At 69.8% G+C, this 21,436-nt stretch carries 18 protein-coding genes; 11 read left to right on the top strand and 7 right to left on the bottom strand.

Features of this window, described 5'->3' with window-relative positions; translation table 11 throughout:
- Positions 1-134: 134 nt before the first annotated feature.
- Entirely contained in the window at positions 135-1,307 is a 1,173-nt protein-coding gene (locus ACFU7D_RS18170) for an acyl-CoA dehydrogenase family protein (protein WP_378730772.1), read from the bottom strand.
- Positions 1,308-1,391: 84 nt separating this feature from the next.
- On the opposite strand from ACFU7D_RS18170, the gene ACFU7D_RS18175 reads away from it, so the two are divergent.
- Positions 1,392-1,844, top strand: a complete 453-nt coding sequence (locus tag ACFU7D_RS18175; protein ID WP_378869595.1) for a CoA-binding protein — start codon at positions 1,392-1,394, stop codon at positions 1,842-1,844.
- 2 nt (positions 1,845-1,846) lie between these two features.
- Here the strand turns inward: ACFU7D_RS18175 and ACFU7D_RS18180 are convergent, their stop codons facing one another.
- Positions 1,847-2,296: an Lrp/AsnC family transcriptional regulator gene (locus ACFU7D_RS18180; protein WP_378869597.1), complete on the bottom strand. Its 450-nt coding sequence runs from the start codon at positions 2,294-2,296 to the stop codon at positions 1,847-1,849.
- 110 nt (positions 2,297-2,406) lie between these two features.
- Between ACFU7D_RS18180 and ACFU7D_RS18185 the strand changes: the two genes are divergently transcribed.
- The gene (locus ACFU7D_RS18185) at positions 2,407-2,889 is read left to right on the top strand and encodes a DUF2000 domain-containing protein (RefSeq protein ID WP_378869600.1); all 483 of its coding nucleotides are present in this window, start codon (positions 2,407-2,409) and stop codon (positions 2,887-2,889) included.
- An 11-nt stretch (positions 2,890-2,900) separates the two neighbouring features.
- Here ACFU7D_RS18185 and purE read toward each other — a convergent pair whose 3' ends face one another.
- Positions 2,901-3,395: a 5-(carboxyamino)imidazole ribonucleotide mutase gene (gene purE, locus ACFU7D_RS18190; protein ID WP_355020309.1), complete on the bottom strand. Its 495-nt coding sequence runs from the start codon at positions 3,393-3,395 to the stop codon at positions 2,901-2,903.
- 65 nt (positions 3,396-3,460) lie between these two features.
- Between purE and ACFU7D_RS18195 the strand changes: the two genes are divergently transcribed.
- The 5 genes from ACFU7D_RS18195 to ACFU7D_RS18215 all read left to right on the top strand — a co-directional run bounded on the left by ACFU7D_RS18195 (position 3,461) and on the right by ACFU7D_RS18215 (position 13,002).
- On the top strand, positions 3,461-6,112 hold the full coding sequence (locus ACFU7D_RS18195; protein ID WP_378869602.1) for an FtsX-like permease family protein: 2,652 nt from the start codon (positions 3,461-3,463) through the stop codon (positions 6,110-6,112).
- Entirely contained in the window at positions 6,109-6,951 is an 843-nt protein-coding gene (locus tag ACFU7D_RS18200; RefSeq protein WP_378869605.1) for an ABC transporter ATP-binding protein, read from the top strand. The genes ACFU7D_RS18195 and ACFU7D_RS18200 overlap by 4 nt, the downstream gene beginning before the upstream one ends.
- Entirely contained in the window at positions 6,944-7,600 is a 657-nt protein-coding gene (locus tag ACFU7D_RS18205) for an ATP-binding cassette domain-containing protein (RefSeq protein WP_378869608.1), read from the top strand. Before ACFU7D_RS18200 ends, ACFU7D_RS18205 begins: the two co-directional genes overlap by 8 nt.
- The gene (locus ACFU7D_RS18210; RefSeq protein WP_378869610.1) at positions 7,600-10,185 is read left to right on the top strand and encodes an FtsX-like permease family protein; all 2,586 of its coding nucleotides are present in this window, start codon (positions 7,600-7,602) and stop codon (positions 10,183-10,185) included. The genes ACFU7D_RS18205 and ACFU7D_RS18210 overlap by 1 nt, the downstream gene beginning before the upstream one ends.
- A gap of 84 nt (positions 10,186-10,269) precedes the next feature.
- Positions 10,270-13,002, top strand: coding sequence for an SNF2-related protein (locus ACFU7D_RS18215; RefSeq protein ID WP_378869613.1), 2,733 nt, complete (start codon positions 10,270-10,272; stop codon positions 13,000-13,002).
- Between the two features lie 164 nt (positions 13,003-13,166).
- Here the strand turns inward: ACFU7D_RS18215 and ACFU7D_RS18220 are convergent, their stop codons facing one another.
- From ACFU7D_RS18220 to ACFU7D_RS18235, 4 genes are all read right to left on the bottom strand, one after another.
- Positions 13,167-14,324 (bottom strand): 5-(carboxyamino)imidazole ribonucleotide synthase, encoded by a 1,158-nt coding sequence (locus tag ACFU7D_RS18220; protein ID WP_378730757.1) that lies wholly within the window; start codon positions 14,322-14,324, stop codon positions 13,167-13,169.
- A 93-nt stretch (positions 14,325-14,417) separates the two neighbouring features.
- Positions 14,418-14,717: a winged helix-turn-helix domain-containing protein gene (locus ACFU7D_RS18225; RefSeq protein ID WP_357338992.1), complete on the bottom strand. Its 300-nt coding sequence runs from the start codon at positions 14,715-14,717 to the stop codon at positions 14,418-14,420.
- A 249-nt stretch (positions 14,718-14,966) separates the two neighbouring features.
- Positions 14,967-15,917: an adenylate/guanylate cyclase domain-containing protein gene (locus tag ACFU7D_RS18230; protein WP_378730754.1), complete on the bottom strand. Its 951-nt coding sequence runs from the start codon at positions 15,915-15,917 to the stop codon at positions 14,967-14,969.
- A 24-nt stretch (positions 15,918-15,941) separates the two neighbouring features.
- On the bottom strand, positions 15,942-16,730 hold the full coding sequence (locus ACFU7D_RS18235; protein ID WP_378869617.1) for a biotin--[acetyl-CoA-carboxylase] ligase: 789 nt from the start codon (positions 16,728-16,730) through the stop codon (positions 15,942-15,944).
- 144 nt (positions 16,731-16,874) lie between these two features.
- Here ACFU7D_RS18235 and ACFU7D_RS18240 point away from each other — a divergent pair, with 144 nt between their 5' ends.
- The 4 genes from ACFU7D_RS18240 (at position 16,875) to ACFU7D_RS18255 (ending at position 21,387) form a co-directional block, all read left to right on the top strand.
- A complete protein-coding gene (locus tag ACFU7D_RS18240) occupies positions 16,875-18,482 on the top strand; it encodes an acyl-CoA carboxylase subunit beta (protein WP_378869620.1) in 1,608 nt (535 codons plus the stop codon).
- Entirely contained in the window at positions 18,479-18,727 is a 249-nt protein-coding gene (locus tag ACFU7D_RS18245; RefSeq protein ID WP_378869623.1) for an acyl-CoA carboxylase subunit epsilon, read from the top strand. Before ACFU7D_RS18240 ends, ACFU7D_RS18245 begins: the two co-directional genes overlap by 4 nt.
- Positions 18,728-18,748: 21 nt before the next feature.
- Positions 18,749-20,506 carry an acetyl/propionyl/methylcrotonyl-CoA carboxylase subunit alpha gene (locus ACFU7D_RS18250; protein ID WP_378869625.1) on the top strand — a complete coding sequence of 586 codons (1,758 nt, stop codon included), beginning with the start codon at positions 18,749-18,751 and terminating at the stop codon, positions 20,504-20,506.
- A gap of 299 nt (positions 20,507-20,805) precedes the next feature.
- A complete protein-coding gene (locus ACFU7D_RS18255; protein WP_378728580.1) occupies positions 20,806-21,387 on the top strand; it encodes an adenylate kinase in 582 nt (193 codons plus the stop codon).
- Positions 21,388-21,436: the final 49 nt, after the last annotated feature.

The raw sequence follows: 21,436 nt of genomic DNA on the forward strand, positions 1-21,436 counted from the left end.
GGTTTGTCCCCCCATTTACGCAAAAATCGGCCCCCGTGCCACTACCGGGGCGCCTTTGCGTAGAACTTGGTTCAATATATGGTCAAAATCACCCTCCGTTCCACTCGCCCACCCCCGGCGCGTCCACCGATCGGTCACAGGGTCGACTGGATGCCGGCGAGGAGCTGGCGGGCCATGACGATGCGCTGGACCTGGTTGGTGCCCTCGTAGATCTGGGTGATCTTGGCGTCGCGCATCATCCGCTCGACCGGGTAGTCGCGGGTGAACCCGTAGCCGCCCAAGAGCTGCACGGCGTCGGTGGTCACCTGCATCGCGACATCGCTCGCGAACGCCTTGGCCGCGGCACCGAAGAACGTCAGGTCCTTGTCGCCGCGCTCGGAACGGCCGGCGGCGGCGTAGGTGAGCTGCCGGGCGGCCTCGATCTTCATGCCCATGTCGGCGACCATGAACTCCACGCCCTGGAACTCGGCGATCGGCTTGCCGAACTGCTTGCGCTCCTTGATGTAGCCGAGCGCGTAGTCGAGCGCGCCCTGGGCGACACCGACGGCCTGGGCGGCGATCGTGATCCGAGTGTGGTCGAGGGTCTGCATCGCATAGGTGAACCCGAGACCCTCCTCGCCGATGAGCCGGTCGGCGGGGATGCGTACGTTGTCGAAGTAGACCTCGCGCGTCGGCGAGCCCTTGATGCCGAGCTTCTTCTCCGGGGCACCGAAGGACACCCCAGGATCCGACTTCTCCACCACGAACGCGGAGATGCCCTTGGAGCGCTTCTCGGGGTCGGTCACCGCGAGCACCGTGTAGTACTCCGAGACGCCCGCGTTGGTGATCCAGCGCTTCACACCGTTGAGCACCCAGAAGTCGCCGTCGCGTACGGCGCGGGTCTTCTGGTTGGCGGCGTCCGAGCCGGCGTCGGGCTCGGAGAGACAGTAGGAGAAGTTGCCCTCACCGGCGGCGAGCTTGCCCAGGTACTTCTTCTTCAGCTCCTCGGAGCCACCGATCTGCACCGGCAGCGAGCCCAGCTTGTTCACCGCGGGAATCAGCGAGGCCGAGACGTCCGCGCGAGCGATCTCCTCGATGACCAGGACGGTCGCGAGCGCGTCGGCACCGACACCGCCGTACGCCTCCGGCACATGCGGCGCGAAGAACTCGGTCTCGACCAACGCGTCGTGCGCCTCCTGCGGATAGCGAGCCTCCTCGTCGACCGCAGCAGCAGCCGGCGCGATCTTGGCGTCACAGATCTCACGGATCGCCTTGCGGATCTCCTGGTGCTCCTCGGAGAGGGCGAACAACGGGTACTCGGCACTCATGTCCCGGAGTCTATGCCTTGTGCTACTGGCCAGTAAGTCGACGGGTCACGGAATCCGCTGCCCCACGTTGTTGTTGTCCTCTACATGACCGTTGCGTGGCTCGACCAGGACACCATCGACAAGCTCCTCGACGACTCCGAGACGTGGGCGGTCGTCGGCCTCTCGGGCGATCCGTGGCGTACGGCCTACTCGATCGCCCAGGAGCTCCAGCAGCACGGCAAGCGGATCATCCCGATCCACCCCGGTGCCGCCGCGGAGGGCAAGGAGGTGCTCGGCGAGAAGGTCTACGCGACCCTGACCGACGCCGCCGCGGCCGTCGGGAGGATCGACGTCGTCGACGTCTTCCGCCGCTCCGAGGCCGCCGGCCAGTTCGCCGACGAGGCCGTGACGATCGGCGCAGGGGGCGTCTGGTTCCAGATGGGCGTGGTCGACGAGTCGGCCTTCGAGCGCACCACCGCGGCCGGGGTGCCGATGGTGATGGACACCTGCCCCAGCAAGATCTGGTTCCAGCGCGACCGGGCCGGCGCCCTGAAGTAGGGCTACGACTCGACCGACAGCGTGCGCATGTGCTCGTAGATCACCGAGGTCTCGACGTCGGCGATCTCGGCGCGTGAGGTGAGCCGGTCGATCACGAACCCGTAGAGCTCGTCGTTGTCGGCGACCGCGACGTGCACGATGAAGTCCATCCGGCCGGAGGTGACGAAGACGCCGATGGTCTCGGGAAGGGTGCTCACCCAGTCTCGGAAGGACTCGATGTTGGCGCGGGAGGGCGGCCGGATGCGGACGGCGATCAGCGCCTGCACGCCGCGGTCGATCTGACGGAGGTCGAGGTCGAGGTACGCACCGCGGATGAGCCCACGCCGCTGCATCGCCCGCGCGCGGTCGTGCACGGTGGTCGCCGAGACGCCGACCTCGGCGGCGATGTCCCGCAGGCTCCGCCGTGCATCCATCGTCCAGGCGGCCAATATCTGACGGTCGACTTCGTCCATGCACGCCAGATTAGCCGATCAACTTGACATTGACCGGCTAGGTTGCGATCTGACCTGACGTTCCCAAGACTTGTCAGCGAATCAGTTGGCGAATGACAGGAGTCAGAGTGATGAGCACAGGCGTCGAGACGGCCACCATCGGGTTCACCCCCGAGGAGATCGACCAGTCCGCGAGCACGCGGGACGTGCCCTACAAGTGGGTGGTCGTCGTCGACCAGACCCTCCCCGCCGGACGCGCGGTGAACGCGGCCGTCTGCGTCGCGGGGGCGACCACGCAGCGTACGGCCGGGCTCCTCGGGGAGGACGCGATCGACGCCGACGAGTCGGCCCACCCGGGGTTGCCCTGGATCGGCTGTACGGTGCTGGGCGCCCCCGCCCAGCGGCTGACCGACCTGCGGCGACAGGCCATCGCCCAGCCCGGCGTCGCCGTCATCGACATGCCCACGCAGGCGCAGCACACGAGGGTGTACGACGACTACCTGTTCGCTGTCGGGAACAGTCGCGGCGCCGACCTGTCCTACTGCGCCGTCAGCCTCTTCGGCCCCCGCCGGATCATCGACAAGCTGGTGAAGGGCCTCTCGCTCCTGCCCTGAGCCCCTGAGAGTCAGGAGGTGGCGTTGCGGACGACCTCGCCCTTGGCCGCGGCGAGCTCGGCCAGCGACTTCTCGTACGCCACCAGCTTCTGCTGCAGCTCGGGGTCGGCGACGCCGAGGATGCGGGCCGCGAGGATGCCGGCGTTCTTGGCGTTGCCGATGGCGACCGTGGCCACCGGGATGCCGCCGGGCATCTGCACGATCGACATCAGCGAGTCGAGGCCGTCGAGGTACTTCAGCGGCACCGGGACGCCGATGACCGGCAGCGGGGTGACGCTCGCGAGCATCCCGGGAAGGGCCGCGGCACCGCCGGCGCCCGCGATGATCACCGAGATGCCTCGACCGGCGGCCTCGCGGCCGTAGTCGAGCATCTCCTGCGGCATCCGGTGGGCCGACTTCACGTCGGCCTCCCACTCGATCCCGAACTCGTCGAGAAGCTCCGCCGCGGCCTTCATCGTCGGCCAGTCGGAGTCGGATCCCATCACGATGCCTACACGAGCGCTCATGGGGACAGGCTAACCGGACCGTATTTCGCTTTCCGCGCCGAGGCGAACTAGGTAAAGGTGGCTGGATGCTCGCAGCACTGCGATACCGCGCCGGTCAGGTCGTGACCATCGCGCTCCTGTCTGCGCTGATCACGATGTGCGCGGCGTTCGCCCCGGTCTATGACCGGGCGATGCAGCAGGCCGCGGTCGATGTCACCCTCGAGAACGCACCGAGCGTGGAGCGCGATCTGCAGATCTTCGGACCCGACGTCACGTGGTTCCAGGAGCGCAGCGACCCCGCGGACATGGTTCCCTACGTCCCCGACAGCAGTCCGGTGTTCCAGACACCTGTGCTGGGCCACAACGCGACCACGAACGCAGCCTTCGTCGGGGTCGCGAAGCCGGTCGAGGGCGAGCTGTGGTGGCGCGCAGGCCAGTGCGAGCACATCGAGATCACCGCCGGCTCCTGTCCCGACGCGAGCCGCGAGATCATCGTCACCGAGAACGAGGCGGAGGTCTACGACCTGAGGGTCGGAATGACGGTCACCTCCAAGGCGGCAGAGCAGCTGATGGACGAGAACTTCGAGACGCCGGAGACACCCACGGTCGGCTACGAGATCGTCGGCACCTACCTCCCGGCCGACGAGGTCTGGTGGCAAGGGACCCAGCTCTCCGGGCTGGCCGGGATCGCCTCCTCCGAGGACGCTCAGCACGACGCCTGGCTGACCGACGAGTCCACCTTCACAGGGGACACCCCGTTCCTGTTCCGCGAACGTTCCTGGCTCGGGACGCGGCTGCGTACGAGCGCGGTGGGGGTCGACGAGATGGCGGGACTCGAGGCGGATCTGCGAGGGCTCCAGGACCGGGTCAACGATGAGCCCAGACAGAGCCTGGAGACGACCGAGACGGTCTCGCTGGTCGTCACGTCGCTCCCCGGGCTCACCGAGCGCGTGGATGCCCAGATCGAGCAGAGCCGTACGACCGTCCCACTCCTGCTGTGCCAGCTCGGGCTCCTGGGCCTCCTCGTGCTGTGGCTGATGCTGCTGGCAGCGACGGATCAACGCCGCCCCGAGGTCGTGGTCGCACGCCTGCGCGGACGCGGCGCGACAGGTGCCAGGTCGCTGCTGATCCGTGAGCTGCTTCCGCCGGTCCTCCTCGGGGTCCCGCCAGGCGTCGGAGCCGCGCTGCTCGGCAGCTGGCTGGCGCGGTCCTACGTGCTGCCGGGTGAGGCACCGTTCGAGCTGCGGCGGGGTCTCGCGGTCGCGATCGTCGTCGCGGTGCTGGTGCTCGTGCTGGTGACGTACGCCGCCGCGATCCGTGTCGCCCGCGAACCGCTCGGCACGCTCCTGCACCGGGTCACCGGCCGCCGCCCGGGATGGCGCCTGGGGGCCGCCGACGCGGTCGTCCTCGCGGCCTCCGGCGCCGGTGTGGTCGCCTTCGTGACCGGCAGCCTGACCGGCCCGATCGCCCTGGCCGCGCCGGCACTGCTCTCGGTGTTCGTCGGGCTCGTCCTCGCCCACCTGCTTCCGCCCGTCGCCGCCCGGCTGGGCGGCGCCCTCCTGCTCCGGGGTCGGCTGCGCCTCGGCGTCTCGCTCGTGGAGGCCTCACGGAGCATCGTCACGCGGCGTACGGTCGCGCTGGTCACCGTCGCCAGCGCCCTCGCCGTCTTCTCCGTCTGCGGGCTGGTCGTGGGCGACCGCAACCGGGAGCTCGCAGCCGAGCAGTCCGCCGGCGCACCTGTGGTCGCCGAGCTGCAGAGCGCGGCAGGCGCCGCCGACCGGCTGAAGGCGATCGAGAGAGTGCTGTCCGACCTCGATCCCGCGGCAGACCGGGTGACTCCCGTCGTACGTGTCGACACGGCCAACGGCGCGGTGTCGACGCTCGCGGTCGATCCCGATGCCTTCCGTCGGATCGCGTTCGCCGGCGGTGGCGTCGGGCCCGGCCCGGACGACTGGGCGGCCCTCGCGAGCGGAACCGCGACCGGCCCGACTCCGACGATCACGTCCGGTGAGGCCTCGGCGACGGGGAAGGACGACCTGCAGGTCCTCGGCCTCGACGGGATCCAGCAGGAGGCCGTCGCGGTCGCCGAGGCCGACCGTATCCCCGGTGACGGACCCCAGGTCACCGTCGTCGACCTCGCCACGGCCCGGACGCGGGCCGAGCCCGACATCGACTCGGTGATCTCGCTCTGGTTCGCCGACTCCGACCAGGCGTTCCTCGACCAGGTCACGACGGCGCTCGCCGACGAGGGGGTCAACGTCACCCAGGTCGAGACCCTGACCGAGGAGCGCCGCGACCTCGACGCCTCGGTGGCGACGTGGAGCCTCTGGCTCGGCGTCGTGGTCGGGCTGACCGCGGTGCTTCTCGCGGTGGCGGCGCTGACGGTGCTCACCGTCACCGGCTGGCGCACCCGAGCCCGGGACCTGGCCGCCCTGAGACTCGCCGGCGTCGACCGCCGGGTCGTCGACCGGCTTCCCGCCGGCGCCCAGCTGCTGCCGGTGCTCGTCGGGGTCGCGGCAGGTGTCGGGTGCGGCGTCTACGGCGTGATCCTGACGCTGCCCGACATTCCTCTGTTCGCGGTGCCACCCCTGGTGGACGCCACCGACCTGAGCATCCCGTGGCCCGCGGTCGCCGTGGCCGGCCTCGGGTGCCTGATCGTGCTCGGCATCGCCGCCGTGATCCTCGGCCGTGCGGTGGCCGCCCGGGCCCGACTCGACCGACTCCGGGAGACCGCATGAACGGCATGGCGATCCGCACCCACGGACTCGTGCACATCTACCACGCGGAGGGCCACGACGTGGCCGCACTCTCCGGCATCGACCTCGACGTCCGGGCAGGCGAGCTGATGGGCCTGCTCGGTCCGTCCGGATCGGGCAAGTCGACGCTGATGAGCCTGCTCGCGGGCCTGTTCCGGCCCAGCGCCGGCAAGATCTTCGTGGGCGAGCACGAGGTCTCGGCGGCCTCGACGAAGGAGCTCGACCGGCTCCAGGCGACGCGAGTGTCGCTGATCCTGCAGGGCGCCGCCCGCAACCTGCTGCCCTACGCCACCCCGGCGGCCAACGTACGCTTCGCGCAGCGCACCGCGCGGCGTGCCGGCATCGACCTGCCCCCGCCGGAGGCGGTGCTCGCGGAGCTCGGCATCCCGGCCGTGGCGGATCGCCCGCTGTCCCGGCTCACTCCCGGCGAGCTGCAGCTGGTGGCGATGGCGGTCGCGCTCGGCACACGTCCGGGGCTGGTGCTCGCCGACGAGCCGACCAGCCAGCTCGACCACGGTGCTCGTGACCGGGTCCTCGAGCGCCTGGCCGAGATCAACGGCACCCACGGGACCACCGTCGTGCTGGTCACCCACGACCCGCACGTCGCTGCCTTCCTCCCCCGGACCGTCACCATCCGCGACGGACGGATCGGTGGCGAGGGCCGCAGCGGCGAGGAGTACGCCGTGGTGACGGCCGACGGTTTCCTGCCGCTGCCGGGTCACATCCGCGACGAGCTGCCGCCGGGGACGCTGGTCCGGTTCCATCCGGCGGGTGGGCACTACGAGCTGGTCCCGGAGCGGGAAGGAGCCGACGATGAGTGATCTGGTCGCGGAGGGGTTGAGCGTGGCGTACGACGACCTGGTGGCGCTGCGCCCGCTCGACCTCCGCCTGGCGCCTGGCACCGTGCTCGCCGTCACCGGTCCCTCGGGCGCCGGGAAGTCATCGCTGCTGTGGGCTCTCGGCGGTGCTCTCGCACCGGTCGAGGGCACCGTCAGCCTGGACGGGGCACGGCTCGACGCGCGGGACACGGCGGCTCGGCTCGGCGTCGCCCTGATCCCGCAGGGCAACGGGCTGGCCGGATCGCTCAACGCCACCGAGAACATCCTGGTGCCGCTGCTCGCCCTCGGCGCCCCGGCCGCGGAGGCTCGCGCCCGGGCCCAGGAGGCGCTGGATCTGGTCGGGCTGCAGGAGTCCGGCCGCCATCTCGTCGACGAGCTCTCCGGCGGTCAGCAGCAGCGGGTCGCCCTGGCTCGGGCCTTCGCGATGCGGGCCGCGGTGATCCTCGCCGACGAGTCCACCAGCGATCTGGACGCCGGCAACCGGGAGCGGATGATCGCCGCGCTCCGCGCCGAGTCGGCGCGCGGCGCGATCGTCGTGCTCGCCACCCACGACCCGGAGGCGGCGGCCGAGGCCGACGCGGAGCTGGCGCTCGACGAAGGGGTCGCGTCCTGGCCCCGACCTCTGCCCTGATGCTGTCCGTCCTTCGCCACCGATGGGGCCAGGCACTGGTCATCGCGTCGCTCTCCGCGCTGATCGCCGCGTGCGCCATGTTCGCGCCGCTCTACGACCGAGCGATGCAGCAGGCGGCGGTCGGTGTCACGCTCGCGCGCGCGTCCACCTTCGAGCGCGACGTACAGCTCTACGGCGGGGAGGATCAGGTAGTCGGGGTGGGCTCCGATCCGGAAGGGCTGGCGGAGCGGATCCCAGGGGACCTGTTCCGGCCCGCGGCGCACGGACGCAACGCCACCACGAAACTGGGTAGACGCGGGCCCGAGGGCGAGCTGTGGTGGCGGGCGGGCCAGTGCGACCACATCACGATCATCGCCGGCTCGTGCCCGGATGCTCCCCGCCAGATCCTGGTCACCGAGAACGAGGCCGAGATCTACGATCGGGTGGTCGGCGACACGGTGAGCACCCTGGTCGAGCCGCCACCGGGCCTCCCCGTGGGCGCCGACCCACCGAACGTGTCCCTCGAGGTCGTCGGCATCTACCGCCCGGACGATGCGAGCTGGTGGCAAGGACTGCGGCTGAGCGGCGCCTCCGGAATCGTGTCGAGCGAGGCTCCCGCCCACGACACCTGGCTGACCGACCCGTCGACGTTCGAGGACTCGTCGGTGGCCTACCGCGACGAGCGGGCCTGGGCCGGCGCCCGGCTGCGCATCGGGGCCGTCGGGGTCGAGGAGCTCGCCGGGCTGACCGAGGACATCCGCGCGCTCCGGACCAGCGACGTGGCCGACGTCGTCACCGAGCTGCCGGCCCTGGCAGACGGGGTGGACGGACAGATCGAGCAGTCACGTACGACCGTCCCGTTGCTGCTGGTCCAGCTCGCTCTGCTGGGGATGATCGTGCTGTGGCTGATGCTGCGCGCCGCGACCGATCAGCGACGCCCCGAGGTGGTGGTCGCGCGGCTGCGCGGGGCGGGCACGCGCGGAGCTCGGTCGCTGCTGATGCGCGAGCTGCTTCCCGTGGTGCTCGCCGGGATCGTCCCGGGCGCCGTCGCCGCGCTCCTCGGATCCGCCCTGGTCCGGACGTACGTCCTGCCGGGGAGCGCTCCGTTCGAGCTGCCGCGCGGTCTGGCCGTGGCCCTGGTGATCGCGGCGGCGACCCTCACCCTCATGACGTACGCAGCGGCAGCTCGCGTCTCCCGCGAACCGCTCGGCGACCTGCTGCGACAGACGTCCGGGCGCCGTCCGGGCTGGGCGCTCGGGGTGGGCGACGCGCTTGCGATCGCGGCCACCGGTGCCTGTGTGGTCGCCTTCGTGACCGGCAGTCTCACCGGGCCGATCGCGGTGGCCGCGCCGGCGTTGCTGTCGATGATGGTCGGGCTCGTGCTGGCACACCTGTTCGCCCCCGCCGCGGTGCGGCTCGGCCGGGCCCTGCTCGAACGCGGCCGGCTGCACGTCGGTGTCTCGTTGCTGGCTGCCTCCCGCAACGCCGCCACGCGTCACATGGTCACCCTCGTCACCGTGGCCAGCGGCCTCGCGGTCTTCTCCATGTGCGCGATGGCGCTCGGCGACCGCAACCGCGAGCTGGCCGCCGAGCAGGAGGTGGGGGCGGTCGTGGTCGCCGAGGTGCAGTACGGCACCGAGACGACGGCGGCGCGGCTCGAGCGGGTCCGGGCGACACTCGCCAGGGTCGACCCCGACGGTCGGCGCGTCACTCCGGTCGTACGCGTCACAGCACCCAGCGGGGCGGCGATGGCGCTCGCGGTCGAGCCCGAGGGATTCAGCCGGATCGCGCTCTTCACGCCCGGCCGGGAACCGTCCGCGGCGGCCTGGACTGCGCTCGGCGAGGGTGCCGCCCGCGAACCGATCGCCACGATCACCACGGGAGCCCTCGGGGAGACGAACGACCCGGTCGTTCTCGGTCTCGACGGAATCGAACAGAAGGGCAAGCGGGTCGCCGTCGTCGACCGGATCCCGGGCGGCATCCGTGACCTGGCCCTGGTCGATCTCGACACCGCCGTCGAGCTCGCCGCACCCGACGGCGACTCGAGCATCTCGTTGTGGTTCGCCGAGGACGACCTGGCGTTCCTCGACGAGGTCACCGACGCACTCGCCGGGCAGGGCGTGGTCGTGGCGGATACCCGCACGCTGAGTGATGCCCGCCACGGCCTCGACGAGACCGTGGCCACCTGGAGCCTGTGGCTCGGCGGCATGGTGGGTCTCGCCGCTGTGGTGATCGCGCTGCTGGGGTCGATCGTGCTCACGATCACCGGGTGGCGTACGAGTGCTCGTGATCTGGCCTCGTTGACGATGGCCGGGGTCGACCGGCGCATCACGCGCCGCCTGGCCGGGGCCGCGCAGCTGGCTCCGGTGGCGGTCGGCGTGCTCGCGGGCGCGGCCTGCGGCCTGCTCGGGGTCGGTCTGAGCATGCCGGACATCCCGCTGTTCCCGACGCCTCCGGAGGTCGACAGCACCGATCTCTCGGCCCCATGGGCCATTGCCGCCGCGACGGCCGGGGCCTGTCTCCTTGTGCTCGGCGCGGCCGCGATCGCGCTCGGGCGCGCGGTGGCCGCCGCCGCCCGACTCGACCGCCTCCGGGAGACGGCATGAACCCGACCCCTGCCTGTCACGTGAATGTCGGTCCTGCCCGCTAGTGTGCTGGCACCCTCTCCCCCACGACCCCCACCAAGGCAGATGGATCGACCTACGAGCACCGACGTCGTCGTCAGCGCGCCACCGAACCCGACCGCGGTCGAGCGGTTCACCGGGCTGACCAAGGCGGAGCGCAAGGCGCTGCCATCCCGGCTGCGGGAGGTCTCGTCCTGGTCCCGTCAGGCTCGGTCGGCAATCGGCGCCCGGGCCGAGATCGAGCACGAGGCGGCCGAAGCGGTCGACCACTACCGGGAGAGCGCGGCCGAGCTGAAGCGCGCCGCCCAGGTGGCCTGGCGCAGCATCGGGCTCGACCGGAACGACGGACCTCGGCTGGCCGCGATCGCACGGCGGCACGCGCTCGACCCCGTCGAGGGGACCACCCAGGAGCTCGTCGACGCACTGACCGCCGCCGCGGAGGACGTGGCGCAGGCGAAGAAGGCGGCCGGTGCCCGTCGGCTGTTCGTGCGCGGGAGCCGCCGCGAGGACGCGGAGCTGGCCGGCCGACGGGTCCTCGACCTGCATCGCTGGGCCGGCGAGGTCCAGGCACCGGCGCGGCTCGGCGAGCTGAGCAGGCTTCCGGCCCGCCGCCGGGTGCGGATCCGCGAGGCGCTGCTGCCGAGCGTCGGCCTCCTCGAGGCGCTCGCGGGGCTGGGCTCGGAGGCGGTGCTGGCGCCGCGCAAGGGCGTCCTGGTGCTGCGCAACGAGGGTGAGACGCTCAACGAGGCCAGGCGTTCCGAGGAACCCGCGCGCCGTGCCGCGACCGACGCCGCCAACGCGGTCCGGAGCGCGGACACCGACACCGCGGTCAGGTCGCTGCCGGTCGACGATCTCGCCGACCTCGTACGCATCGAGCCGCTCCTCGACGCCGGCATCCGCACCGTCCACGAAGTCATCCATCCCACCTCTGACCTGCGAGAGCTCCCCGGGGTCGGCCCGGCCACGGCGATGCGGATGCAGGAGGCCGCGCAGGCGCTGTGGCAGCGCACCTACGACGAGATGCCGCTCGCGATCGACCACGAGCGCCGCACCCCGGCGGCCACCAGGCTGCTTGCGCGGCTGGCGGAGTGGGAGGCCGGGAGGCGTACGAAGGACGCGGGGGCGGAGCTCGCCCTCGTCCAGTCGCTGCGGCCGCTGACCCGGTCGCTCACTCAGCCGTCCAAGGGCGGCGCGAGGTTCCATCTGATCCTGGCCAACGCGGCCAGCCTCGAGGACTTCCAGAGTGCGCTGCGGGCGATCGCCCACCGAGCCGAGATGGCCCGCCGGATCCGTCCGGGCAACCGGCCCGCCGACCCGTGGGAGGACTTCGAGAAGCGGCCGGCCGACTACTACGCGATGCTCTCCGAGCTCGGCTTCCTCACCGAGGACGAGGACAAGATCCACGGCGACCTGTCCGCCGAGATCATCGAGGCGGTGCGGGCCCAGGAGCTGCGCACCAACAACCTGACCGCCTCGCTGCGCGGCTACCAGCACTTCGGCGTCCGGTTCGCGCTGGTGCAGATGAAGGTGATCATCGGCGACGAGATGGGGCTCGGCAAGACGCTCCAGTCGCTGGCCGTGCTCGCCCACCTGCACGCGATGGGCGCGTCCCACACGCTGGTCGTCTGCCCCGCTGCCGTGGTCACCAACTGGGTGCGCGAGACCGACTCGAAGACGACCCTGATCCCCCACCGTCTCCACGGCAGCCGCCGTCTGAAGGCCGCCAAGATCTGGGTCGAGCAGGGCGGCGTCGCGGTGACCACCTACGAGACGCTCAACGCGATCCAGCCGTTCCTCGACCAGGTCGAGGTCGCCTGCGTCGTGGTCGACGAGGCACACATGATCAAGTCGCCGCGCACCCAGCGCACCGAACGCGTACGCCGCGTCCTCGACGCCTCCGAGCGCGCCATCCTGCTCACCGGCACGCCGATGGAGAACCGCATCGACGAGTTCCGCAACCTGGTCTCCTATCTCCGCCCCGACCTGCTGCTCTCCGCCGACGAGTTCAACCCGCACCGGTTCCGCAAGCAGGTCGCCCCGGTCTACCTGCGCCGCAACCAGGAGGACGTGCTCACCGAGCTCCCCGACCTCGTCGAGGTCGAGGACTGGCTGCCCCTGTCCGTCGCCGACGAGAGGGCGTACGCCGAATGCGTCCGCGACGGCAACTTCATGGCCATGCGCCAGGCCGCGATGCTTCAGGGCACCTCGTCGGCGAAGGTCGAACGGCTGGTCGAGATCGTCGGCGAGGCCGAGGAGAACGGCCGTCGCGTGATCGTATTCTCCCACTTCAGGAAGGTCCTCGACGACCTGGTCACGCTGCTGCCGGGCGAGGTCTTCGGGCCCCTGACCGGATCGGTGCCCGCCGAGGAGCGCCAGCAGATGGTCGACGAGTTCTCCGCGGCCGGACACGGTGCCGTGCTGGTCACCCAGATCGTCGCCGGCGGGGTGGGCCTCAACATCCAGTCGGCGTCGGTCGTGGTCATCTGTGAGCCCCAGCTCAAGCCGACCATCGAGTGGCAGGCCATCGCCCGCGCCCGCCGGATGGGCCAGCTCCAGTCCGTCCAGGTCCACCGCCTGCTCTCCGAGATCGGCGTCGACCAGCGCATCCACGACATCCTTGCGGCCAAGGCCGAGCTCTTCGACGACTTCGCCCGGGTCAGCGCCACCGCCGCCAGCAGCCCCGAAGCGTACGAGACCTCGCACCCCGAGGACCCCTCCACCACCCTCGCCTCTGATGCCTCCGACGCCGAGATCGCCCGCGACGTCGTCGCCACCGAACGCCAGCGCCTAGGCCTCTGACCCCCGCCGAATCTGTAGTTCTGGCGGCCGAGTCGTCACTTCTGGACGCCGAATCCTCAGTTTTGGCGCGCGAGTCGGTGGTTCTGGCGTTTGCAGAACTCCCGACTCGATGTCCAGAAGTGCAGTTTCGACGCCCCGAACTACAGATTCGGCGGGGGTCGAGGTCAGTCGGAGTCGTTGCCGAGGTCGCCCTGAAACCAGTCGGCGGCGTGGCGGGCGCGCTCGAGACAGTCGTCGAGGTCGTCGCCGTAGACGTTGACGTGGCCGACCTTGCGACCCGGGCGCATCTCCTTGCCGTAGAGGTGGACGCGGAGGTGGGGGTCACGGGCCATGGCGTGGGGGTAGCCGTCGTAGAGGCGGCCGACGTTGTCCCGGGTCGAGCCGAGGATGTTGACCATCACCGACCACTTCGCGCGGGGCGCGGGTGAGCCCAGGGGCAGGTCCATGACCGCACGCAGGTGGTTCTCGAACTGCGAGGTGACGGCGCCGTCCTGGGTCCAGTGGCCGGTGTTGTGGGGGCGCATCGCGAGCTCGTTGACGAGCAGCCGGCCGTCGACGGTCTCGAACATCTCGACCGCCAGGATGCCGACGACGCCGAGCTCACCGGCGATACGCAGCGCGATCTGCTCGCCCTCGACGGCGAGCTCGGGCGAGAGGTCGGGCGCCGGAGCGATGACCTCCTTGCAGACGCCGTTCTCCTGGTAGGTGTGCACGACCGGGTACGCAGCGGCCTGGCCGCTCGGCGAACGGGCGACGATCGCGGACAGCTCCCGGCGGAAGTCGACGAGCTCCTCGGCCAGAACCTGGACCCCCGCCTCCTCGGCGACACGAAGCGGCTCGGCGACATCGGCGACGTCGCGTACGACCCAGACGCCCTTGCCGTCATAGCCGCCGCGGGTGGTCTTGAGGACGCACGGGAACCCGAACGCCTCGACCTCGGCCGTGGACGACACGATGGCGTTGCGCGGGCACGGGATACCGAGCTCGGTCAGCCGAGCGCGCATGACGCCCTTGTCCTGGGCGTGCACGAGCGCGTCCGGGCCGGGGCGGACCGCCACTCCGGCGGCCTCGAGCGCGTGCAGGTGCTCGGTCGGGACATGCTCGTGGTCGAAGGTGACCACCTCGCACCCCTCGGTGACCTTCTTCAACGTGTCCAGGTCGCGGTAGTCGCCGACCATCTGGTCGGGGATGACCTGAGCGGCCGACACGCCCTCGCCCTCGGCGAGAAGCCGGAGCGGGAGGCCGAGCTCGATTGCGGGCTGAGCCATCATGCGGGCCAGCTGGCCGCCGCCGATGATCGCGAGTGTCGGTGCGAGGGTCACGGCGACAGCGTAATGAGACTGCCCCGCCGGGGCCGATTTCGCGGATCCCCCTCACGCAATCCGCGAAACCTGACCCCCGGCAGTGGACGAAGGTCAGGCCTTCTCGAAGCGCAGGCCCTTGCCGCGCAGCGTGGTGATCAGATGGGGCTTCCGGGGGTCGTCGCCCAGCTTGCGACGCACCCATCCCAGGTGTACGTCGATGGTCTTCGACGAGGTGTAGAAGGTCGCGTTCCACACGTCCCTCATCAACTCGTCGCGGGAGACGACGTTGCCAGCCCTCCTGATCAGGGCGTGAACCAGGTCGAACTCCTTGCGAGAGAGCGTCAGCTCCTCATCGTTCCGCCATGCTCGCCGTGTCTCCGGGTCGAGCTTGATCTCCTGTACCTCGATCATGAGACCGACATTAGGGAGGTAAAGAGCCCTTGGCAAAGGATTGCACGATATTGCCACTGACATCTTCATGCCAATGTGCAACGAAATGGGCATGACGAACGTCCGCCCCCGAACGGCGCACTCAACCATGCCCACCAAGGCATGGCCAGGTAAAGCCGTCGCCACCCCGTGTTGATCGACTGTTAATTACAACGGAATGTGAACAGATCTGCGAAGTCGCAGGTCAGCAACGCCCTAGAAGGTCACGATTCAGACACGGCGGACCGCGACGGGCTCCACGATCCCGAACCCTCGCACCGGTCGAGCGGCCAGTCGCCGGGTCTCGAACTCGTCATCGGGCATCGTCCCGGCGGTCGCCTCGTCGATGATGATCCGGTTGCGGCGAGCGACGGCGGTCAGCCGCGCGGCCATGTTCACGGGCGGCCCGAAGACGTCTCCAAGACGCGAGACGACGTTGCCGGAGGCGAGCCCGACACGTACGTCCGGCATCCGCGGGTCCCGGCCGATCACGTTGATGATCCCCTCCGCGGTGCCGTAGGCCTGGAGCGGGTCGTCGTTGACGAAGAGCACCGAGTCGCCGAGCGACTTGATGATCCGGCCGCCCCAGGTCGCCACCACGTCGGCACACCGCGACTCGAAGAGCTCGACCAGGTCGCCGATCTTCTCCTCGGTCAGCGTGTTCGACAGCGCGGTGAACGAGACGATGTCTGCGAACCCGACCGTCTGCCAGACGGTGCCCAGCTGCTCCTCGGGGCCGGCGACGGACGCCTCGGCCCGAGCGAGCGCGGCGCGCGTGTGCCGGCGCCAGGCGAAGATCATCATCTCCTCGAACGCGCTCTCGAACTGCTCGGAGACCGAAACGGTCGCCTTCAGCAGCTCGGCGGGCGTCCGGTCGTCCTCGTTCTGGGTCTCGACGTGGTGCAGCAGCGCGGAGACCTCGTAGTCGGACAGGCGCGCCATCGACTGCCCGATTCCGCGGGTCAGGTTGACGACGAGGTCGAAGCTGACCAGCCCGTTGCCGGAGATCTCGTTGGCCTTGGCCAGGGCCTGCACGTCCGCCTCGTCGAAGAACGCCTCGTCGTCCTTGATCTCCGGGAACCCGAGGGCACGCCACAGACGCTTCGCCTGCTCCAGGCTCACGCCGGCCTTCTCGGCGACCTCCGCCGAGGTCAGGTTGACGGGCTGCTTCGATTTCGCCACGAACAGATCATGCCATTCGGTACGTCACGACCGCCCGCGGAGCCGGGCGTGGATGACGTCGCCCGCGCCGACCACCCGCGACCCGGCGTCGGTCGCGATGACCAGCCGGCCGAAGTCGTCGATCTCGGTGGCCGTGCCCTCCCAGACCTCCCCGCCCGGAAGCTCGGCACGTACCTGCTCGCCGATGGTCACCGAGAGCTCCCGGTAGCGGCGGGCGAGCTCGTCGGGGTCCGACCCCCAGATCTCGTACGCAGCCCCCAGCTCCTCCAGCAGCGCGGCAAGCATCTCGGTGCGGTCGACGGGTGCCCCGCTCTCCAGCTCCAACGAGGTGGAGGTCTCGATCGGCAGCTCCTCGCGCGTCAGCGAGGTGTTGAGCCCGAACCCGATCACTGCGGCCGCGCCTTCGGACGTCTCGATCCGCTCGATCAGGATCCCGCAGACCTTGCGACCTTCGATGAGCACATCGTTGGGCCACTTCAGCCCGGCTGCGTACCCCTTCGTGCGCAGTACCGACGCAACCGCGACTCCGGTCATCAGCGGCAGCCACGGCCACCGCTCGACCGGGATCGAGGGCGAAGGCCGCAGCAGTGCCGAGACCGTCAGCGCCGATCGCGCAGGGGTGATCCACCCCCGGTCCAGGCGCCCGCGGCCGGCGGTCTGGTGCTCGGTGGTGATCACCAGGCCCGGCTCCTCGCCCGACCGCGCACGCTCGGCCAGCGCGGCATTGGTCGAGGGCGTCTCGTCGAGGATCTCGACGCGCCACCCGCCCGGCAGCGCTTCGAGCCGGGAGCGGTCAAGTGACGGGCGTCGCATCGCGAAAGGTGGCACGGGATTAGATTGACCCCCAGATCGCACGAAGTCCAAAGGAGCCAACGTGAGCGAGCGTCAGCGAGCAAACCGTCAGTACAACACGCGGCCGCGTCCGTACATTGGCGCTTGCGCGACGGAGGTGGCCGCGTGAGCGTCGAACCGACGAACGAGCCAGTCATCGACCTGCACACGACTGCCGGGAAGCTGGCCGAGCTGGAGCGTCGTGTTGACGAGGCCGTCCATGCTGGTTCCGCGAAGGCGGTGGAGAAGCAGCATGCCAAGGGGCGTCAGACCGCTCGTGAGCGGATCGAGATGCTGCTCGATGAGGGCTCCTTCCAGGAGGTCGACGAGCTGGCCCGGCACCGGTCCACTGCGTTCGGGCTGGAGAAGAACCGGCCCTTCGGTGATGGTGTGGTCACCGGGTACGGCACCATCGAGGGCCGCCAGGTCTGTGTGTTCTCCCAGGACTTCACCGTCTTCGGTGGCTCGCTGGGTGAGGTCTACGGCGAGAAGATCACCAAGATCATGGACCTGGCGATCAAGACCGGGTCCCCGCTGATCGGGATCAACGAGGGCGCCGGCGCCCGGATCCAGGAAGGCGTGGTGTCCTTGGGTCTGTATGGCGAGATCTTCAAACGCAACGTCCACGCCTCCGGGGTGATCCCGCAGATCAGCCTGATCATGGGCAACTGCGCCGGCGGGCACGTCTACTCCCCCGCGGTCACCGACTTCACGATCATGGTCGACAAGACCTCGGCCATGTTCATCACCGGCCCCGACGTGATCAAGACCGTCACCGGCGAGGACATCACCATGGAGGAGCTCGGCGGCGCCCTGGCCCACAACTCCAAGTCGGGTGTGGCCCACTACATGGGCTCTGATGAGGCCGACGCGATCGACTACGTCAAGGCCCTGCTGTCCTACCTGCCCTCCAACAACATGGAAGAGCCGCCGGCTTTCGACGAGACCGCCGATCTGGAGATCACTGATCTGGACCGGGAGCTGGACACCTTCATCCCCGATGGCGGGAACCAGCCCTACGACATGCACGAGGTCATCGCCCACATCGTCGATGATGAGGAGTTCCTCGAGGTCCAGCCGCTGTGGGCACCCAACATCCTGATCGGCTACGCCCGGATCGAGGGCCGCCCGGTCGGGATCGTGGCCAACCAGCCGATGCAGTTCGCCGGCTGTCTCGACATCGACGCCTCCGAGAAGGCCGCCCGCTTCGTCCGCACCTGCGACGCCTTCAACGTCCCCGTGATCACCTTCGTCGACGTGCCCGGGTTCTTGCCCGGCACCGACCAGGAACACAACGGCATCATCCGCCGCGGCGCCAAGCTGATCTACGCCTACGCCGAGGCCACCGTCCCGCTGGTCACCATCATCACCCGCAAGGCCTACGGCGGCGCCTATGACGTGATGGGCTCCAAACACCTCGGCGCCGACATCAACCTGGCCTGGCCCACCGCCCAGATCGCGGTCATGGGCGCCCAAGGCGCCGCCAACATCGTCCACCGCAAGACCCTGGCAGCGGTCGAGGCCGCCGGCGGAGACGTCGAGGCCAAACGCGCCGAGCTGATCGACGAGTACGAAACCACCCTCGCCAACCCCTACATCGCCGCCGAACGCGGCTACATCGACGCGGTCATCCCACCCCACGAAACCCGCGCCGAAGTCACCCGCGCGCTACGGCTGCTACGCACCAAACGCGAGACCCTGCCCGCCAAGAAGCACGGGAACATCCCGCTGTGACCACGCCCGAGGAACCGGCCGAAGACCCGACCACCCAGGACAAGGCTCAGCAGAAGCCCCTGCTCAAGGTCATCGACCACAACGCCACCCCCGAGGAGATCGCCGCGATCGTGGCCGTCTTCTCCGCCCTCGGTTCAGGCCAGGCACCCACGAAGAAGCCGCGCTCCCTGTGGGCCACCCCCAAGCTGCGTACCCCCATCCACCCCGGCCCCAACGCCTGGCGCGCCAGCGCGTTCCCGAGCTGAACGTCGTAGAAAGCAGACACCGTGCCTGAACTGACAAAGGTCTTGATCGCCAACCGCGGTGAGATCGCCGTGCGAGTGATCCGTGCGTGCAAGGACGCCGGGATCGGCTCGGTCGCGATCTATGCCGACCCGGACCGTGACGCGCTGTTCGTACGGCTGGCCGATGAGTCCTACGCACTGGGCGGCGCGACCCCGGCGGAGTCCTACCTCTCCATCGAGAAGATCCTCGACGTCGCCCGCCAGTCCGGGGCGGACTCGGTCCACCCCGGCTACGGGTTCTTGGCCGAGAACGCCGACTTCGCCACTGCCGTGATCGAGGCCGGGCTGACCTGGATCGGGCCCTCCCCCGAGGCCATCGACGCCCTCGGTGACAAGGCCAAGGCCAAGCAGATCGCGCTCAAGGCCGGCGCGCCGCTGGCGCCGGGTCTGAAGGAGCCGGTCAAGGACGCCTCCGAGATCGTCGCCTTCGCCACCGAGCACGGTCTCCCGGTCGCGATCAAGGCGGTCTTCGGTGGCGGCGGTCGTGGTCTGAAGGTCGCCCGGACCCTGGAGGAGATCCCCGACCTGTACGAGTCCGCGGTCCGTGAGGCCATCGGCGCGTTCGGTCGCGGGGAGTGTCTGGTGGAGAAGTTCCTCGACAAACCCCGCCACGTCGAGACCCAGTGCCTGGCCGACACCCACGGCAACGTGGTCGTGGTCTCCACGCGTGACTGCTCCCTGCAGCGCCGCCACCAGAAACTGGTCGAGGAAGCCCCCGCCCCCTACCTCACCGACGAGCAGAACAAGCGCCTCTACGAATCCTCCAAGGCCATCCTGCGTGAGGCCGGCTACGTCGGCGCGGGGACCTGTGAGTTCCTGGTCGCGGCCGATGGCACCATCTCCTTCCTCGAGGTCAACACCCGCCTCCAGGTCGAACACTGCGTCTCCGAGGAAGTCACCGGCCTCGACCTGGTCCGCGAGATGTTCCGCATCGCCGCCGGTGAAGAGCTCGGCTACGACGACCCCGAGGTCCGCGGCCACTCCATCGAGTACCGGATCAACGCCGAGGACGGCGGCAACAACTTCATGCCGGCGCCGGGCACCCTGACCGAATGGGCACCCCCGGCCGGCCCCGGGGTACGCCTGGACGGGGGCTATGAGAAGGGTGAGACCATCCCGGGCGCCTTCGACTCCCTCATCGCCAAGCTCATCATCACCGGCTCCTCCCGCGAACACGCCCTGGAACGCTCACGCCGGGCGCTGGAGGAGTTCAAGGTCGACGGGATGCCCACCGCGATCCCCTTCCACCAGGCCGTGGTCAACGACCCCGCCTACACCGCCACCAACGGCTCCTTCGATGTCTACACGACCTGGATCGAGACCGACTTCGACAACCAGATCACCCCCTACGCCGGCACCGGCGAGGCGGCCGAAGACGTCGAGCGGCAGACCGTGGTGGTCGAGGTCGGCGGGAAGCGCCTCACCGTCTCCCTGCCCGCCGGGCTCGGCGGACTCACCACCGGCGGCGGTGCGGGTGCGGCGAAGAAGCCGAAGCGGTCGGCGAAGAAGGCCGGCGCAGCCGCCTCGGGCGACTCGGTCACCTCCCCGATGCAGGGCACCATCGTCAAGATCGCCGTCGAGGAAGGCCAAGAGGTCGCCGAGGGCGACGTCGTCGTGGTCATCGAAGCCATGAAGATGGAACAGCCCCTCAAGGCCCACAAGACCGGCACCATCACCGGCCTCAACGCCACCGTCGGCGAGACCGTCGCCAACGGCGCCGTCATCGCCGAGATCAAGTAGCCGAAGGGATCCGAGATGACACCAGCGCCTGCGACTCTCCCCAGGCCCCAGTCACGTGGCAACGTGGGCATGCAGTGGCTCGTGACAGCGCCGCAGACACAGCCCCGGCACTCTCGCCACCGACTGCCCTGGGGGACCGTCCACATCCGAAGGAACGGATCCCAACGAACTGCCTGCGGAGAGCCGACGGCGCTCTGGTTCACCTTCTGGGAGCTTCCCGTCGACATGACGTCTCCAGAGACGTGCCGGTCCTGCGCCCAGCATGCGGCCGGCGATCACCGGGCGGGGGGAGGCCTCTGATGCGGATCATCATCATGGGCCCGCCGGGCGCGGGCAAGGGCACCCAGGCCAAGCACATCGCCCAGCACCACGGCATCCCGGCCATCTCCACCGGCGACATCTTCCGCACCAACGTATCGCTGGCCACTCCGCTCGGCCTGGAGGCCAAGCGGTATCTGGACGCCGGCGAGTACGTCCCGGACGAGATCACCAACAACATGGTTCGCGACCGGATCGGCGAGCCCGATGCGGCCGGCGGATTCCTGCTCGACGGCTATCCCCGCACGCTCGCCCAGGTCGAGGAGCTCGACGGGATGATCGAGTCCACCGGCCACGAGCTCGATGCCGTCATCAGCCTCGTCGTCGACGAGGACGAGGTCGTCACGCGCCTGCTGCAGCGTGCCCGGATCGAGGGCCGCGCCGATGACACCGAGGACATCATCCGTCGCCGTCAAGAGATCTATCTCGAGCAGACTGCGCCGCTGATCGGCGCGTATCGCGAGCGCGGCCTCATCGTCGAGGTCGACGGCCTCGGCGAGGTCGACGAGGTCACCAAGCGGATTCTCAGCGCCTGCGACTCTTCCGCAGACGCCGTCTGCTGACCCGCGAACGGCGACAGCGGTTGTTGCACACCGGGCCCATACCGGGCCC

This window comes from Nocardioides sp. NPDC057577 (assembly GCF_042801335.1).
Taxonomy (GTDB): domain Bacteria; phylum Actinomycetota; class Actinomycetes; order Propionibacteriales; family Nocardioidaceae; genus Nocardioides.